Origin of the sequence: Nostoc sp. KVJ3 (assembly GCF_026127265.1) — a bacterium.
Lineage (GTDB): Bacteria > Cyanobacteriota > Cyanobacteriia > Cyanobacteriales > Nostocaceae > Nostoc.
Map to the genome: position 1 here is coordinate 1,895,544 of NZ_WWFG01000002.1, position 18,546 is coordinate 1,914,089.

Genomic DNA, 18,546 nt, shown 5'->3' on the forward strand with positions numbered 1-18,546 from the left:
TTCAATACAGCTTAGTTAAGCCCAAATCCTTTGGTAAAGATATGTTAGCGTATCACGTCTCTACAGACCAAAAATCCTTAACCGAACTGTATTATCATATAATTGGCATCTATTCTACTCGCTAGTTGCTGTTTCTAGCCAAACTTCCACATCATCCGCTAGCAACTTCTGTGCAGCATCCATCATTGATGTTGCTATGTCTTTGAGGTCTTCACGGTTGTTTAAGTAAGTTTTTAAAGCTTCCATTGGGTCGATGCTGCTACTTGCACTCAATTCAGGAATCCGGGGTCTGGCTAATTGACTGACTAATTCTGCTTGAATGGTGTAGGTATGAGCGGGACTTAAAGCGGTATGTAGAGAGGAACTATCAATCAAATCCATCTGTTCGGAGCGGAGTTTGTAAATTAGTCGCACTACGGCATCTTGAATATCATACTTAGCGATCGCTTTCATTAACACCCCTTGCGGATCGTCAGCTTTCGAGATATCCACCTCAATGGTGCGGAAAGTCCGAACTGTTAACGGACAAAATTCCCATTCAGCCTTCCCCCGCTCTAATTCCAGCATCACATAGCCTTTGTCTTCTTTTTCTTCGCTAAAATCTACCCGCTCAATACTCCCTGGATAAATTACCGGCGGGTTATTAGATTTATTCAGGTTCTGGTGGCGGTGGACGTGTCCCAACGCTACATAATCAAAACAAGGTCGCGTCAGCAAAGATAGGGGTAGAGTAAAGCCTTTACCCACTGCTAAAAAGCGTTCTGCGCCCAAGGTAGCATTGTCAGCCATCAAATGAGCCAAAAGAACAGTCGGCACATCAGGGTCAAGACGGCGAATTTCCCCTTCCATAACAACTCGTAGACGTTCCGTTAACAGTTCGTTGACTTCTGCCAAAGACGAACCTTCTGTTTCTTGGCGAGTCATCAGAGTCGAACGCGTCAGCCAAGGGAGGGTAATTACTTGGACTTTGCCATTGCGGGTTTCGATGCAGTGTGTAGTTAATGTATCACCCACAACAAAGCCTGGTACTCCCAAGGTGCGGTAAATATTTAAACTCGCTCCTCCCTGTCCTTGGGAATGTTGGTCGTGGTTGCCTACCAATAGCACTGTTGGAATATTAGCATCCATGAGACGGCGAAATTGGCTAGCAAAAGCTTGTTGTACATAAGGCGGTGGTGTCGCATCCGGGAAAGCATCGCCACCAAATATCACCATATCAACAGCGTCTGTCAGCGCTCGGTCAATACATACAGACAAAGTATTGACAAAATCCTCTAGTCGTGTATTTAATCCCGTTGCCGGATTAATTCGTCCGTGAGAGAAGCCGCTTCCCATGTGGATATCGGAGAGATGGAGGATTTTAATCATATTTGTCTTATTTAACTATTATCAGGTTAAATTACCACGCCAATCATACGCTTATAGCAGTCTGCGTTTAAATCAACCATAGCTTAGAAGCTTTGAGTCGGTACATAGAAAGAAACATAATACCCAGATCCCCGAATTCTTAGAGAAGTCGAGGATCTATCTCCTGAGCATTTTATGTTTAATTATGTTGACCCACTTACATATAAAGTCGCTACATAGATTGATATTTTTAAAAGTTTTGTCCACTTGAATGAGAACCGCTGTGTCTGCAAATTGTAACAAATGATGTTTTTTGGAAGAAATATTACTTACAATAAAAGTATTAAAACACAAGCTTATTCTTGTATAATACTTCAATCAAAAGCGAATGAGTATCTCGGACACGGCGGCGATCGAAGAAAAAATCAAGATTTGGAAGAAAAGACTTGCTGGCGACTCAAACAGCAATCCTCTAATTGATTTCCGCAAAAATAAAAAACCCGTAATTGATATTCTTACAAGCTCTTCACTTTTGTATAAAAAGCTTGTAGGAGAGGAATCTAGCCCATTTCCGTTTAATGAAATCACAAGCAAGCAGAGTGCTACTGAACGGATCAAGCTACTAGATGAACTTCGTAAAGGTGCAAGATCAAGCCTAGAAGAAAAGGGGTTTAATAGTCTCTTTCTAGTTCTTGGTACTTTGATATGGTTTGATAGTGAAAAACCCCAGGAAAAGTATGTTTCTCCAATCCTACTTATTCCAGTTAGATTGGAAAAGAAAGGTAGAAAGTTACCAGAATTTACGCTATACCCTACATATGATGATATTTCTGTTAACTTTATTTTAGTTAATAAGTTAATAGATGAATTTAATATTACGCTACCTAGCAGCGATCGCATTCAAAAATTGAGCTATGAAAATTTTATAGATGCAGTTAGTAGTGCGATCGCTAAACAACCTCATTGGCAAATAGAAGAAACAGCACACATTACTTTGTTCCAGGATGCTAAAGCAGCAATGATTCAAGACCTGGAACAAAATCAGGATAAGATAGCTAATCATTCAATACTGCAAGGGCTAGCTTTAAAACGAACACCTGATAATTTTAATAAGTTAGCTATTCCTCAAGAGCAAGAACTCGATCAAATCAATCCATCATTAATTTATCAGATACGCGATGCAGACTCCAGCCAGCAAGTAGTTATAGAAGCTGCAAAGATTGGACTTAGCTGTGTAGTACAGGGGCCTCCTGGTACAGGAAAAAGCCAAACGATTGTAAACATCATCACAGAGTTAATCGGCAAAAACAAGAAAGTGCTTGTAGTTGCGGAAAAGCAAACTGCTCTAGAAGTTGTCTTTGACAGGCTTAAAAAAAGTAAGTTGGAAGATGCTTGTCTAAATTTACACCACCAAGTAACAACAAAATCAAAAGATTTCTTCAATGAACTAGACCAAACTATCACTCAGCTTTCAGAAAGAAACCAAACACAACAGCGAGATTGGGATACATTTTTTAAACCTTTAGGTGACTATCGGCAACTTCTCAATGATCATGTAGTAGATCTACATAAACAGGAGCAACCATTAAATAAATCTGCCTTTGACTTGTATGGTCAAATTCTCCGGCTCAAACGAGAAGAAACTCCTGTGCTAGAGTTTAATCTTTCTAATCTACAAGATTGGTCGGAAAGCAGATTATTGGAAGCAAAAATACCACTGGAAAAACTTGGTATATTCGAGGCTATATTTCGGGGAAGGCAAAAAACGATATGGTCAAGTAGTCCATTACAATCTGAATCTTGGTCTTCTGATATCAATAATTATTTACGTGATAATCTTGACAATCTGAGTGAAGGAATAAAACTTGCTCAAAATACTGTAGCTTCATTGACGCAGCTGCTAAAAATAACAGAACCATTGCAAACCTTGTATGATTTGGAACGGTTACAGCCGGAAGTAGCCCATATCTTTGATGCTCCATCAGGAATAGAAAGTTGGTCACTTTCAAAAGAATTGGCTGAACTAAAAGGTTTGTATTCTGATTTAGAAAAAGAGATTAAATATTACCAATCTATTAATTCTACACTAAATGCTAAGTATGTCCGTGAATTTTTAACTTTTGACTTCTTAGAAATTAGGAAACTTTTCGCAAGAAAATTTACAGGTATTTTTCGCTTTATTCAACCAGCTTATTGGCAATGGCGTAATGCTAAGAGGCGCGAACGTCAACGTCTCATAGCTCTTCGGCAAGAGAAAAATGGAGTTTTTGAGCAAGACTTAATTGCAGATATTGAAAACGCGATTGAGCGTCAAAATATTTTAAGTATATTAAAAGACCCACAATACCAAGCTCGTACAGCTTTTGGTTCTTCATTTGATGAAGAAATGACGGATTTCCTAGGTATTCAGCAAGGTCTTGAATGGTTGGAAATACTAAATCAACAGCTCAAACTAGATAAAGAGGCGGTAGCGGCAGTTATTCTCTCAAGAGAACGCTATCAGGATCTAAGGACATTTTTAGAAAATCTGGAAACATCCTTAGCCAAAATTAAAGAAGGCTTTAAATTCTTAAGAGATAATTTTCCTCAAGAACGGGTAACAGCATTAGGTGTATTGGAAAAAACACCCTTAAACGAAGTTGAGAATTTCCGACAACAAGGGCATGATGAGATTGATTTATTCCAACAGTGGTTGGACTATCAAGAAATTGTGCGTCAATTAGAAGTTATTGGAACCAAAGAGTTTTTATATAAGCTACGGGATTCCGACATCAAACCAAATGATTGGTTTCCTGTTTTACAAAAAGGCGTGTATGAAAATTGGCTGCGACACATACATCATGATAATTATGAGTTGCGAAACTTTAACCAAGATTTGCATGAGCAGAAAATAAATGAATTTTTAGAAAAAGATAAACAACAGTATGAAGTTGCAATCCAACGTTTGAGACAACTCCATGTCAAACGCTGGCAAGAGTGGTCAACACAGCCGGAAGCAGCGCAACAAGTGGAGCGACTAAAAAAAGAAAGTAAAAAGCAAAGAGGACAAGAGAAAATTCGTCAATTTATAAAAAATGCTCCTCAACTTATTACTACCCTCAAGCCATGTTGGCTAATGAGTCCTTTAGGGGTTAGTCAATATATAGATGCTGACGCAGTTGATTTTGATGTTGTTATCTTTGACGAAGCTTCCCAAGTTCGTACTGAAAACGCAATATCTTCTATCTTGCGAGCAAAACAGCTAATTGTTGTTGGAGATAACCAGCAGCTACCGCCAACCTCTTACTTTGAAAGTACAGCTTCCGATGATAGCAACGATGAAGAGGAAGAGGTTTATGAAAATTTGCTCGATGAGTGTTCCGCTTTATCAATTATGATACCTCGTACTTTAAGTTGGCATTATCGCAGCCAAGACGAAAGCCTAATTGCCTTCTCAAACCAAAAGTTTTACAATTCAAAGCTCATTTCTTTCCCCAATCCTATAAAAGATGCTAGTCGAGGTGTGCATTTCTATTATGTTGAGAAGGGAATATATGATAGTGGAGAAAATATCCGTGAAGCAGAGGAAGTTGCAAAGCTGACAGTGCAGCATTTTCAGGAATTCCCTCAGCAATCTTTGGGTATTATTACCTCAAGTAAAAAACAGACAAAAGCCATCTGGGAACAACTCAAACAAATAAGTACTGAACATTCAGACATAGAAGAATTTTGTCAAGATAACTCAGAAAATTTCTTTGTCAAACCAATTGATGAGGTTCAAGGTGATGAGCGAGATGTGATTTTTCTAAGCTTTGGCTTTGGTTTTGATAACGAAAACCGGAATAAGTTAAATCATAACTTTGGTTACTTTAGTAAAATCCAACAGGATTTAGGAAGACGAAGATTAAACGTTGCAATAACTCGTGCTAAATGTAAGTTTGTTTTAGTTGCCTCAATTAAAGAAGAAAATTTTGACGCGGAAAAAGGTCAACAAGCTGCATTGCTTAAAGAGTATTTTGCATACGTTCAAAGCTGTGGTCAAAAACTAAATGAAAAGCTTGGTGATGAAGCATCTCACTCCGATTTACCTTTTGAAGAAGATATCTATCAAGTTTTAACAGAAAGGGGATGTGCAGTTAAGCAACGAGTAGGTCGTTCAGCTTATCCTATTGACCTAGTTGTAATAGATAATTCAAAACCAGAAACAGAGGACTGTCTTTTAGGCATTGTGTGTGATGGAGTAACTTATAGTCAATATCCTACAGCACGCGATCGCGATCGCCTCCGCCAAGAAGTTCTACAAAAATTAGGCTGGCGCATTTACAGAATTTGGTCTCGTGAATGGAATCGCAACAGAGAAGGTCAAATAAAACAGCTAATAGAGCATATAGAAAATATACGCAATCAGAAATAAACACAGTTACTAGTGTAGCTTTATAAACAGAGATTTAAATAAAACTTGGATTGTCTATGGTAGTAGCACTAATTGAAGAACTGTTAACTCAAGTGCAACAGTTGCAATTAATCATGATTGCGGTTTCTACTGGAAAGTTGAAAATTCATGAAAAAGAGAAAGAGTATACACTACTTTATAAAAATATTGTTGACCTGATGGAATCTCTTGAAGAGGAAGGGGTTTACATCGAAAATCCTAATAACTTTAAATCTCTTTCAAATTGGCGCGTTCACTGGTCATCTTTAAAAAGTGGATATGCTTCAAAAGCAGGATATATTCATGAATTATATAGTAGTGTTTTCAATCAAATTAATCTTATTTTGTGCCAGCGTTATATTAAAGATAAATCTCAAGAAGAATTATTTGATGAGTGGCAAATATCACGATTTGAATATCTAATAGCAAAGATTAAACAGTTAAAGTTAACCATGCTTTCGGTAGCTACTCAAGGACAGCCTGTTGAGTTAGTTAAGTCTGAAGATGAGGGCTATAAAAAGCTTTATTGGGAGATTAGATTACAAATAAATCTCCTTCGGGAGATAGGTATAGATGCTCCTGAATCCAATCAATTTCAATCTCTTTGGCAATGGTATAATTACTGGTCATTTGAGCTAGATAATTCAAAAGCTGTACGGGAAGAATATATCAATAATCTATATGAAACTTTGCTTAAAACAATTGAAAAAGCCTTAAAAAGACACTATTTACAAAAAACTTCACTAAAACAGTTTCTTCAGGACTTGAAGCGTCGATTTAATCAGACCACTTATACCCAAGCTACTACAGAACCTATAATCCTAACTCCATTTTTAAGCAACAATGTGCAAACATCTAAATTCCAATTAGATGAGAGATTTCAGCAACCAACATCGGAATCTGTCGCTGATTCATTATCTATTCCAGCTACTCAAACTTTTGAAAATTCGTTATTTACAACTGAAAATTATAGTTTAATTATGACAAATGAGAACGTCATGAAGCCGGAAATATTTTTAGAGCAAAATGATGTTGTATATTTAGAGAATAGTCTAGAAAAATTCTTTGCTACGAAGTTTGATAATGCAAGTAGTTGGAGAAGCATATTTAGCTCATCAGGTGTTGAAGAGTCGTTTATTAGACCTATAATTTTTATTAGCAATCCTGTAGAATTCAGCAACAGAGTAGTAGCAAAATTTAAAGATTATAAAGTATCTAATCAGCGAATAGATCATCACCCAATGATGAAATTATTACAGTATCTACTAAATCGAAAAGAAAGTTATGAGTTTGAAGATCAAGATATAGAGTTATTCACTAAATTAGCTGAACGAGGTCGGGAAAATCTCAACGCTTTAAAGGCTCGTAACACTGTTTGTAGGATCGAATCACCCAAAGAAACAGGTATTGGGACAGGAGTATTAGTAGGTAAAAATCTATTACTAACCTGCAATCACATTTTCAGCAAAACTCAAGTTAGACAAGCTTGGGTACGTTTTAACTACAATGCTGACAGCCGTCAGTTGGACAATGATTTATTTGAGGTAGATATGACTTTTGTCAGCTATCATAATCGCCCTGACTACGCTTTAGTCAAAATAAAAGATAATCCTCAGCAACAAAAAGCTATTTTTATTAATGAAACATCTATATTAGATAACGATCAAGATGTTCGTATTATCCATCATCCCCAAGGAAACCCGGTGATAATTTCCGACTTTGGACAAATTACGCAAGTAGGAGAAGATTACATTGACCATAATGTGAAAACTGATGATGGTTCCTCTGGCGCACCAATTTTTAATCGCCAATGGGAATTGATTGCAATTCATCAAGGAAATCCCGGTATAGGACGTACCGTGATTCCGGGTTCAACGGGAGGTATTCCCATTCGTGCTATTTGGAATCAGATTTCACCGCATTTAGGTTGATGTAACAGAGGAATAATTTCATGAGCTTTTTCCAGAGTTTATCTGAAACTTTCAGCCGTGAGGCTCCAAAATATAAAACCCTTTCTCTACCAAAACATCGAGTTGATGTAGACTACGATGAAAAACCCATTATTGCAGGTGAAGCCTATTGTCGTATCTGGCTAGTGGAGATGCGCTTGGCTAAAGATGTAGAATGGTTCAAGCAAAGATATCCGGTGGTTCATGCTGCTGTCCGCTTCAATCATGGTGGGAAATCCGTAATAATTCCCTATCTAGCAGCACCTGGACAATTAGAAAAATCAATAGCAGATAATCTGGATAAAGTCATTCAATGCAACTATCCTCTCACATCCTTATTTCCCTTCAATGATGGATTAGTCGAGTTACAAACAGGCTTATTTAGCATAGCTAATAATGACTCTATCGGTAAATTTATTAAGACGATGGGCAGATTTTCTGAATTGCTACCTGTGCCGGAACTTTCAAGTGTTATAAAGCTAGCAGAACCAATATATCGGGGTATTGAAGATTTACTCGATATTGGTGAGCGTCGCTTAGAACTAGGCTACCAACAAACATTTTCTGAAGCTGATGGAGGTGGTAGTAATTCCCTGAAAGCAGGTTATTTTGCCGCAATTTTGGCGCAGGATAACAAGATAAACAGCGATAACCTTTGTATTGTGAATGATAGCCTTTGTTTTGGTTCACCTGGCCCAACAAAAACTTTTGAGCGTGATGGCAAACCCCTAGAAGGGTACAGCTATATGCTGTTTCGTATAGAAAAGCGCAAACAGCAAGATTGGGAGTCATTAAAAACTATAAAAGAGCTAGTTACTCAAGCTCAAAATGCTATTTCTTCAGGAGAATATGAGAAAGTAAAGAAATTTCTTTTACCTGCTATTGAAATAGCTATTCTCCAAAGTCCTGATGTAACTAAAGCTGACCGACGCAATATGAGATTAAAAATTGAAGAGGAATTGAAGGAACTTGGTTTGCAATCTACAAAAATACAAAAGCGATCGCTTTACTCAATTATGCAGCGACCTTTGCCACCGATTGACGCAGTGACAGAGGCTGAATTAGCTTCTCTAGAGCAACTTTTCCAGCAAAATGGTCAATAAAGTAGCCTCTAAATTTGTTGTGTAACACTATTATCTAACCGCAGAAGCGCAGAATAAGCAGAGAAGGGGAAGTCGAGGGAAATTCTTATTTTCTACTATTCCCCACTCCCCACTCCCTACTCCCTACTTCCCCTTAAATATGAATTCCACATTCGGTTTTATCACTTCCCCGCCAACGTCCGGCGCGTTCGTCTTCGCCTTCACCTACTCTAGTGGTGATAGGTTCGTCGCCAATGCTGGGATAACCTTTGTCGTGGAGTGGGTTGTAGATGACTCCGTGTTCAGCCACGTAAACCCAGCTGTCTTGGCGTGTCCAAGTGGCTATAGGATTTACTTTAAGCCGACCTTTTCCGTCTAATTCAAATATGGGCATATTAGCACGGGTGACTGCTTGATCGCGGCGGCGGCCTGTTATCCAAGCGACGCTGTTGAGTTCGTCTAGACCTCGTAGCAGTGGTTCAATTTTTGTAATGTGGTGGAATTTGGCAATATCCTTGTCCCAGAGTTTGTCCCCGTATTTAGCTTCAAAGGCTTCGCGGGTATCTACATCTGGAGTTTTGAAAGTTTGCAAATCCAGGCTGTAAATTTCTTTAGCTTTGGCTACTAATTCTAGGCTTTCAGGGAAGTGGTGCAAGGTGTCGAGAAAAATTACAGGAACGGGATGCTTCAGTTCGCTGTAAAGAATATGGGTAATTATCATGTCATCCACGTTAAAGGCGCTTGTTTGCACCAATCCCGTTGGGATATTCTCTATAGACCATGCCAGTATTTCTTTAGGAGTGGCAGTTTCAAATTGCTGATTTAATTTTTCTAAGTCAAAAGCGATCGCTTGGTTTCTAGATGCCGTGGTGACTGTCATGATAATCTTCTGTTCAAATATTTTTACCTTGATTAGGATTTATTTTAACCCATAAAGGCGCGTATCCCGCTCGGAGATAAGGTAATTATTTTGTTCGGAAATTACTACATTTTGGAACTGGAGAATGGGAAGTGGGGAGACGAGGAAAGTAACCCATTACAAGTAAAAACTGATACTTAAACACAAATGAAGATTTCGTTAAGATAATTTACGGTAATTTAAGTTTTACAGCGCTTTTATAGATATTTATACTGATTTTGATATGGTTAAGGGACTATTAAAAAAAGGATTTTTACTTAAATGAACGATTCAAAATTCAGCAATCCGTTAGGCCAGTCTATAATTATGGGCGCTTTAATGATGTTAACCAGTGTTGGCGTTATTACAATAATGAACTTTTTCTAAGATCGTAATTTCTAATTTTAGCAATAAGACTTCATATAGTCCTGCTCAAAACTGAGTGGGACTTTTGCTTTTCTGATTAAGATAAATCCGTGTATGTTAACTTTCTTCTGTGATTTTTGGTAGAAAATAATTTTTAAGCCGTGTTTTTACGTAGTTTTACAATCAGAGAATTTAAAATTGGGATGCGATCGCTATAAACCTTAGTTTTTATAACGTGAACAAGTTCGTAGTCAGGACTTTAGTCCTGGATTTTTAAGCAATGTTCGCGCAGCGTTCCCGCAGGGTAGTGCTTACTACGAAGTCATCAAAATTAATGGGAGAGATATCCTAGTACTTTGTCAAGCTAACTTTGAAGGGTAAAAGAACGAACCGCAGAGGCACAGAGAGAAAGAGAGAAAGATTCTAAAATTTAGTTTACGTAAGCAAAGTTGACTTGACAGACTACTAGTGACCAACTGGCGCTTTTACTCCTGCACCACCTTTGCCCAGGAATAGTAACAAAGGTAATGAGCAAAGGAACCCGATCCCTACGACTCGAAAGCAATCTGCATAAGATAAAACAGCAGCTTGAGTATCTACAGTTTGACTTAATAAAGCTAGTGCTTGTTGTTGAGCCGTTGTCGCATCCATACCTTGATTTTGCAGTGCCCCATTCAATAAATCGAGGCGCTGATTGGTTTCTGGATCGTAAGGACTAAGTTTTGATAACAAGATATCTCGATGAAAAGTCTGTCGTCGATCAAGCAGAGTAGTAAGTAAGGCGATGCCGATACTGCCACCTAGTTGTCGAGTCAGGTTATAGAAACCAGAACCAGCAGAAACATCTTTTTTGGGTAGTGGGCCTAAAACTGCCAAACTTAAAGGGAGAAACATAAATACAGTAAAGGCTCCGCGCCATACCAATGGCCAAAATAAATCATCTATACCAGTTTGTGGGGTAATTGCTGCTAGTTGAAACATGACTCCAGATGAGCCGACAGCACCGATCGCAATTAAAAATCGGGCATCAACTACACTGGTTAGTTTGCCTAATAAAACCATCCCGATCGCAGATGCTAAAGCCCCAGGTGCTAATAATAGTCCTGTCTGTGTTGCCGTAAATTGCAGCACACTTTGAGCAAATATCGGCACAGCAAAGAGTGCGCCATAAAGCCCCATACCCACCACTGCTGAGAGAACGCTTCCCGCAGCTAGAGAACGGTGATGCAAAACTCTCAAATCCACGGCAGGGTGAGCTATTTTCAGTTCTCGCCAAATAAACAACCCCAAGCCAACAATGCCCAGAATGGTCAGAGTGATGATGAAACTAGAGGAAAACCAGTCATCTTGCTCCCCTTGTTCTAATACAGTTTGTAAGCTGCCCACAGCGACGATTAAAAACCCGATTCCCCACCAATCAACAGCTTGGTTTTGGGTATCGCTTTTCTCCTTATTCTTGGGCAAAAATGCCAAAGACATGGCTACTGCAATGATCCCAAAGGGAATGTTGACAAAGAAAATCCAGCGCCAGCCTAAACCATCTACTAAGAATCCTCCTAGTGTTGGGCCAATTGCCGGGCCAGCAATCACACCTACACCAAAAACTGCTTGAGCCAAACCTTGTTCGGCTGGGGGAAAAGTCTCGAACAAAATCGCCTGGGCTTTCGCTAGCAATCCACCACCGCATAAACCTTGGAGAATCCGGGCGGCGATCAACATTGGGAGATTAAAGGATAGCCCACATAAAACAGAGGAAATCGTAAAACCAATCAGTGAGAAGATAAAGTAGGTTTTCCGCCCAAAGTAATCTCCCAACCATGCAGATAAGGGAATTAAGACGACGTTAGCGATCGCATATCCGCTTACTACCCAACCCACTTCACTTACAGTTGCACCCAAAGTTGCTTGAATGTCGGTGAGAGCGACGTTAACAATACTGGTATCAATTACTTCTAAAATTGCACCTAATGAAGCAGTGAAGGCGATCGCCCACTTCAATGGCCCATGAACATAACCAAATTGATCGGTACTAGAACGTTTAATATTAGTAGCCATTTTAATTTGTAATTTGTAATACTCGCTAAAGACCAGAAGCAAGCTAGGTAAAGCTTTATTTTGAAAAATTGGTATCAATGCGATACCTGGATTGGGCTATTTATTTGGCATCACAGAAGCTAAAGTTAAGTATTGTATATATACGCTACGGTAGCGTATCATATAAAAATGGTCAAGGGAGAATTCAACGAAAAGTAGCAAAAATACTTATGCTAAAGATGGATGGTAGTTTCTGCTGTTTTCGTGCATAAAAACTGGGTTGTAGGGCTTATTTGTTTCCCAGATGCTTGTTCTGTGTCCAAAGGTAGAAGCAAATTGCCAAGAAGATATCGCTTGGGGATGAGATTTTTATGAGTAACCAAATCAACAGCCCTTCTGGACGACCACGCAGCATCCACGCCGACCAAGCAATTCTGCAAGCGACCTTAGACTTGCTTGCAGAGGTAGGATATCAGAGCATGAGTATAGAAGCGATCGCTTCTCGTGCTGGAGTTGGAAAAACAACAATCTATCGGCGTTATACTTCCAAAGAAGAACTAGTTGCAGACGCGATAGAAAGTTTCAGAGATGATTTAGCGATCCCCAATACTGGCAGCTTTTGGGGAGACATGGATATTTTGATTAATAATGCCGCTAAAAAAATAGATAGTCCCCTTGGTCGCCAGACACTCGCTTTGATAATTAGTACAGCATCTAGCAATCCTCAATTTGCCGAGGTTTACTGGACAAAATATACCAAAGTCCGACGTGAAGCTTTGTCTAAAGTACTTAAGCGGGCAAAATCTAGAGGCGAAATACACAAGGATGCGGATATTGAGCTAGTTATCGACCTTTTAAGTGGGTCACTCTACTATGCACTTATTTTTAAACCCATAACCGAGCCAGTAGAAGCGTATATGCGCCGCACAATGAATCTTTTGATGAAGGGAGTGGGGAGTGGGGAGTAGGGAGAAGTTGTAGTAAGTGCTTTCGCAATTCCCCATTCCCCATTCCCCATTCCCCATTCCAACTTGTTAGCAAAATAACTTTCCAGTATAGGTCATAAATGAGATGATGGAGAAATTAGAGAAAAAGGTGAACAATTGTTATTTTTCTCCTTCCGCTTCTGGTTGCAGAATAGCATTACAGTACTGAATGAGGGTTGTCAAGCGATCGCTAATCGTCTGAAGTCTCGTTTGTGCAGTCGATGCTTGCCGCGCTCCTTGCAAAAACATCACATCTATTGCCAACAAACGCAATTGTTTACTCATTTCCGTTTGATAAGACTGGACTCGCCAGTTTTCATCAGCCAAAGGCACAATTTGCTGTCCGAAAAATTGCTGCAACGAGGCTACACGCTGTCGCAGTTCGGGTGCAGCGATTTGGGTAGTTGTGGCATCCGTGCGTAATTGCTCTAGCAAGGTTACGAGTGCCAAATATTTCTCAGGGTTTAAAGACATCCAGTGCTAGTTAAGATAGTATTAATGTCAAGTAATTTTTCTTCTACAATAAACTTCTCTTTTACATTTATCAGCACTAAAAGCCTCAAATTATGGTTTGAGGCTTTGTTTGCCATCAATGCATTTTCAAGTTTATGATCCTTGAAACTCAAACTGGATGACTACCAACAGCCATTGGAAAATCATCCTGACACTGTTTTTTCTACCCGTCTCTGGGCGACAGCATCTTCTTCAGTTGATGCTGGCAGTTTTATTTATCATTCACTTAATCTACCGATCCTATCCAAACCCAATTGTATGAGCAGTCTAGCTATTAATTCACCAATTGATCTAGCCATTCCAGAATGGTTAAAAAAATGTTTGAAGGAGTCATCGACAAGTCACGGCGAAGCGGAAGATGACCGAAGGCATAATGATGCAGTCTTAATTGGTCGCGCATTTGAATTTGCTTACCAACTGCACCAAGGTCAATACCGGAAATCGGGAGAAGCATACATTGCCCATCCCATCGCTGTAGCTGACTTGCTGCGTGACTTGGGAGGTAGTGCTGCTATGATAGCAGCTGGATTTCTTCATGATGTTGTTGAAGATACAGAAGTTACAAGTGAAGAAATAGAAGAACGCTTTGGCCCAGAAGTACGCCAATTGGTTGAAGGTGTAACAAAGCTTTCTAAAATCAATTTCACCAGCAAAACCGAAAGCCAAGCCGAAAACTTCCGGCGGATGTTTTTGGCAATGGCGCAAGATATTCGCGTAATTGTGGTGAAATTGGCAGATCGTTTGCATAATATGCGAACTTTACAATATATGTCAGAAGCTAGCCGCCGCCGCAGTGCCCAGGAAACGCGAGATATTTTCGCACCCTTAGCCAATCGCTTGGGGATTTGGCGAATTAAATGGGAACTGGAAGATTTGGCTTTTAAGTATTTGGAACCGGAAGCTTACCGCCAAATGCAAGAGCATGTTTCCGAAAAACGGACGGCGCGAGAAGAGAAACTGGCTAGGGCTACAGACATTCTGCGGGAACGTTTGCAGCAAGCCGGAATCCGCTTTCAGGATATTAGCGGTCGTCCTAAGCATCTTTATAGCATTTACCAAAAAATGCACCGCCAGCAAAAAGAATTTCATGAAATCTATGATTTGGCTGCGTTGCGGATTATTGTTCAAAGCAATGAGGAATGTTATCGGGCGTTGGCGGTGGTTCATGATGCTTTTCGCCCAATTCCTGGGAGATTTAAGGACTACATTGGGCTGCCAAAACCTAACCGATACCAGTCTTTGCATACTGGGGTGATTGGACTAACTGGCCGTCCTTTGGAGGTGCAAATTCGGACAATCGAAATGCATCATATCGCGGAGTATGGGATTGCCGCCCATTGGAAATACAAAGAAACTGGAGGTTCTAGTATTAGCCATTTGACAGCGACAGATGACAAGTTTACTTGGCTGCGGCAGCTGCTAGAATGGCAAACTGATCTTAAGGATGCTCAAGAATATCTTGATAGCATCAAGGATAATCTATTTGAAGATGATGTCTATGTCTTCACCCCTAAGGGGGATGTTGTGCCTTTAAGCCCCGGTTCTACCACTGTAGATTTTGCTTATCGTATTCATACGGAAGTGGGAAATCACTGTTCCGGGGCGCGGGTGAATGGGCGAATGGTATCTCTGTCAACGCGGCTACAAAATGGGGATATTGTAGAAGTTCTCACCCAAAAGAACTGCCATCCAAGTTTAGATTGGTTGAACTTTGTCAGAAGTTCGGCGGCAAAATATCGGATAAAACAATGGTACAAGCGATCGCGCCGGGAAGAAAATGTTGCCCGTGGACGGGAATTGTTAGAAAAGGAACTCGGTAAAACTGGTTTTGATAGTCTGCTGAAGTCCGATGCGATGCAGATTGTCGGCGAAAAGTGTAACTACCACAGCGTAGAAGATTTACTCGCTGGTTTGGGTTACGGAGAAATTACGTTGAACCTAGTGCTAAATCGCTGGCGAGAAGTGGCGAAGGGACAACAGCCTGTTTCCACAGTGTCGCCATTTATTCCCAAAGAACCAACATCAAAGGCTTTGCGAGATGCACCTCCAACTACTTCTCGCGCCACTGACTCGCCAATTGTTGGTGTAGAGGGGTTGGTATACTATTTAGCTGGGTGTTGTACCCCGATTCCTGGCGAACCGATTATTGGTGTGGTGACGCGAGGTAGGGGGATTTCAATTCATCGCCAAGGCTGCCATAATCTAGAAACTGTAGAGTATGAGCGCTTAGTACCAGTTCGGTGGAATCCAGGCGCTGAAAATAGTGGTCGTCCGCACACGTATCCAGTGGATGTACAAATTGAAGCCCTTGACCGTGTTGGGGTGCTAAAGGATATTTTGTCACGGTTGAGTGACCAAGGGATCAATGTCCGCCATGCTCAGGTGAAAACGTCTATTGGTCAACCTGCATTGATGGACTTAGGAATAGATATACGCGATCGCTCTCAATTAGAGCAAGTGTTTGTCCAAATTAAGAAAATGAGCGACATTTTAAATATCCGCCGCGTTGGTCAAATTGACGAGTAGGTGATTGGTGGGGTGCGTTAACGGAGTTTGACGCACTATTTTGCGATCGTTTTTAAGAGGCGAACCGCAGAGGCGCAGAGGGCGCAGAGAAAGAGAGGAGGAAATCAATGTAATGAGGTAGCAATTTTGCCTTATTAGCTAACTTGAATATTGAATACATCTATAAGCAAAAGATGGGTGAATATCAAGAGTTTGAAAATATTTGTTTTGTCGATATGCTGGATCATACCTCCTTTGAAGGCAAGCAATTAGATTTATTTGCCATGAGTGTATAAAACACAGAGAGAATTAAACGGCAAAATGAAAGTAAAATATCAGTGATTATTGGTAATCCTCCATATAATGCAAGGCAAGAAGAGCAAGGGGATAGAACAGAAAAGGGATTTGACCCCACCTGAACGAGAACCACTTATAAGAAACCCATGTTCCGCTTCGCTTCACAACAGAGGGAAGAGGCGACTTCCCCCTACCTCTTTGTTCAAGATGGACGCGGTTTAAATCATAATCCCAACATAATAGTCATTATAGATAAAAACTTATATATGACAAATTACGACTAAAATTAAGTTACAAAATAAGTGAAAACAGTAATTCATAATCTAAATACAATAGTCTCGATAAACAAGAGTTTATATATTAGAAATTATTCACATGGTTAACAAAAATAGATAAATTTTTCCTTATACATGCAATCTAATATTTGTTTAATAATTCGAGACTCCGAGTGAACTAATTGGGCTTCAAAGGCTGTAAACTGATTTCAACAAGGTGAATGATGCCTCTGCGTCACACTAGAGCAGAGCCAATAAATAAACCGAGTTTTTATATAGGTAGCCGTGTCATTGATGAAATGGCTACGTTTACGTTGGCAAATATAGCTTGATTAATCATTAGACAATGCAAGAAACACAACGTTTTTCTTGCCTAAATTGTCATAGCTATAAAAAATAAAATTTACCTTGAAAGGAGATATTATGACAGAATTTTTTAATCAAATTTCCCGTCGCAAATTCATGATTGCAGTCGGAGCATCTGCGGGAACTGTATTCCTTAAAGGCTGTTTGGGTAATCCTCCTGATAACCTGACTGGTGGAAGCACTCAAAAACAACCAACTGCTCAGTCGGTGGCTAATATTAGTCCCGAACAAACACCAGAAACTACTACAGTAAAGTTAGGATATATACCCATTGTAGAAGCGGCTCCTTTAATTATTGCTAAAGAAAAAGGCTTTTTTACAAAGTATGGCATGACTGATGTTGGTCTTTCTAAACAAGCTTCTTGGGGTGCAGCTAGAGACAACGTAGAAATTGGTTCGGCGGGTGGTGGGATAGATGGCGGACAATGGCAGATGCCAATGCCACATTTAATTTCAGAAGGTTTAATCACCAAGGGAAATAAAAAAATTCCCATGTATGTGTTATGTCAATTGATTACACAGGGAAATGGAATTGCGATCGCAAACAAGCACCAAGGCAAAGGTATTAGTTTACAACTCGCTGGCGCTAAGTCTTTATTTAAGGAATTAAAATCTTCAACACCCTTCACTGCTGCATTCACCTTTCCCCATGTCAACCAAGATTTGTGGATTCGCTACTGGTTAGCAGCAGGTGGCTTAGATCCCGATGCAGATGTCAAATTGCTCACAGTACCTGCGGCGCAAACTGTAGCCAACATGAAAACAGGAACAATGGATGCCTTTAGTACAGGCGATCCCTGGCCATATCGACTGGTGCAAGACAAAATTGGCTATGTAGCAGCATTAACCGCAGAAATTTGGAAAAATCATCCTGAAGAATATCTAGCTATCAGAGGCGACTGGGTTGATAAAAATCCCAAAGCTACCAAAGCGATTTTAAAAGGAATTATGGAAGCACAGCAATGGTTAGATAATTTTGATAACCGTAAAGAAGCCGCTCAAATTCTCGCAGGACGAAATTATTTTAATCTTTCTTCACCGGAAATTCTGGCCGATCCATACCAAGGGAAATATGACATGGGTGATGGTCGGAAAATTGATGATAAATCAATGGCGGCTTACTACTGGAAAGATGAAAAAGGTAGTGTTTCCTATCCATATAAGAGTCACGATTTATGGTTCATAGTTGAAAACGTTCGCTGGGGATTTTTACCAAAAGATTATATTGCCAATAATGCTGCTAAAGCCAAGGAACTGATTAACAGAGTTAACCGTGAAGATATTTGGAAAGAAGCTGCCAAAGAAGCTGGGATTGCTGCTGCTGATATTCCGACAAATACATCCCGTGGTGTAGAAGAGTTTTTTGATGGCATCAAATTTGACCCCGAAAAGCCAGAAGAATATCTCAAGAATTTGAAAATCAAGAAGGTCAGTATTTAGAGACGCGATAAATTGCTTGTAGAGACGCGATCATCGCGTCTAGGACAAATAACAAATAAAATTTGAGGAGAACACAG

At 39.9% G+C, this 18,546-nt stretch carries 10 protein-coding genes; 6 read left to right on the forward strand and 4 right to left on the reverse strand.

Annotated features, from left to right (window positions below; translation table 11 throughout):
- Positions 1–114: 114 nt before the first annotated feature.
- Positions 115–1,368, reverse strand: coding sequence for an exonuclease SbcCD subunit D (locus GTQ43_RS24225; protein ID WP_265275258.1), 1,254 nt, complete (start codon positions 1,366–1,368; stop codon positions 115–117).
- A gap of 367 nt (positions 1,369–1,735) precedes the next feature.
- Here GTQ43_RS24225 and GTQ43_RS24230 point away from each other — a divergent pair, with 367 nt between their 5' ends.
- From GTQ43_RS24230 to GTQ43_RS24240, 3 genes are read left to right on the forward strand one after another with little or no spacing between them, the layout of a single operon-like run.
- On the forward strand, positions 1,736–5,740 hold the full coding sequence (locus tag GTQ43_RS24230; RefSeq protein ID WP_265275259.1) for an AAA domain-containing protein: 4,005 nt from the start codon (positions 1,736–1,738) through the stop codon (positions 5,738–5,740).
- Positions 5,741–5,796: 56 nt separating this feature from the next.
- Entirely contained in the window at positions 5,797–7,689 is a 1,893-nt protein-coding gene (locus tag GTQ43_RS24235) for a trypsin-like serine peptidase (protein ID WP_265275260.1), read from the forward strand.
- A gap of 20 nt (positions 7,690–7,709) precedes the next feature.
- Complete coding sequence (locus tag GTQ43_RS24240) at positions 7,710–8,810, forward strand: hypothetical protein (RefSeq protein WP_265275261.1); 1,101 nt, start codon at positions 7,710–7,712, stop codon at positions 8,808–8,810.
- Positions 8,811–8,943: 133 nt separating this feature from the next.
- Here GTQ43_RS24240 and cysH read toward each other — a convergent pair whose 3' ends face one another.
- Both cysH and GTQ43_RS24250 read right to left on the reverse strand, forming a co-directional pair.
- Positions 8,944–9,669, reverse strand: coding sequence for a phosphoadenosine phosphosulfate reductase (gene cysH / locus GTQ43_RS24245; RefSeq protein ID WP_265275262.1), 726 nt, complete (start codon positions 9,667–9,669; stop codon positions 8,944–8,946).
- Positions 9,670–10,518: 849 nt separating this feature from the next.
- The gene (locus GTQ43_RS24250; RefSeq protein ID WP_265275264.1) at positions 10,519–12,108 is read right to left on the reverse strand and encodes a DHA2 family efflux MFS transporter permease subunit; all 1,590 of its coding nucleotides are present in this window, start codon (positions 12,106–12,108) and stop codon (positions 10,519–10,521) included.
- A 350-nt stretch (positions 12,109–12,458) separates the two neighbouring features.
- Here GTQ43_RS24250 and GTQ43_RS24255 point away from each other — a divergent pair, with 350 nt between their 5' ends.
- Positions 12,459–13,055 carry a TetR/AcrR family transcriptional regulator gene (locus tag GTQ43_RS24255; RefSeq protein WP_265275265.1) on the forward strand — a complete coding sequence of 199 codons (597 nt, stop codon included), beginning with the start codon at positions 12,459–12,461 and terminating at the stop codon, positions 13,053–13,055.
- Between the two features lie 138 nt (positions 13,056–13,193).
- Here GTQ43_RS24255 and patD read toward each other — a convergent pair whose 3' ends face one another.
- Positions 13,194–13,547, reverse strand: coding sequence for a heterocyst frequency control protein PatD (gene patD / locus GTQ43_RS24260; RefSeq protein ID WP_094327982.1), 354 nt, complete (start codon positions 13,545–13,547; stop codon positions 13,194–13,196).
- 297 nt (positions 13,548–13,844) lie between these two features.
- Between patD and GTQ43_RS24265 the strand changes: the two genes are divergently transcribed.
- The gene (locus GTQ43_RS24265; RefSeq protein WP_265276538.1) at positions 13,845–16,112 is read left to right on the forward strand and encodes a RelA/SpoT family protein; all 2,268 of its coding nucleotides are present in this window, start codon (positions 13,845–13,847) and stop codon (positions 16,110–16,112) included.
- A gap of 974 nt (positions 16,113–17,086) precedes the next feature.
- Positions 17,087–18,469, forward strand: coding sequence for a CmpA/NrtA family ABC transporter substrate-binding protein (locus GTQ43_RS24270; protein ID WP_265275266.1), 1,383 nt, complete (start codon positions 17,087–17,089; stop codon positions 18,467–18,469).
- Positions 18,470–18,546: the final 77 nt, after the last annotated feature.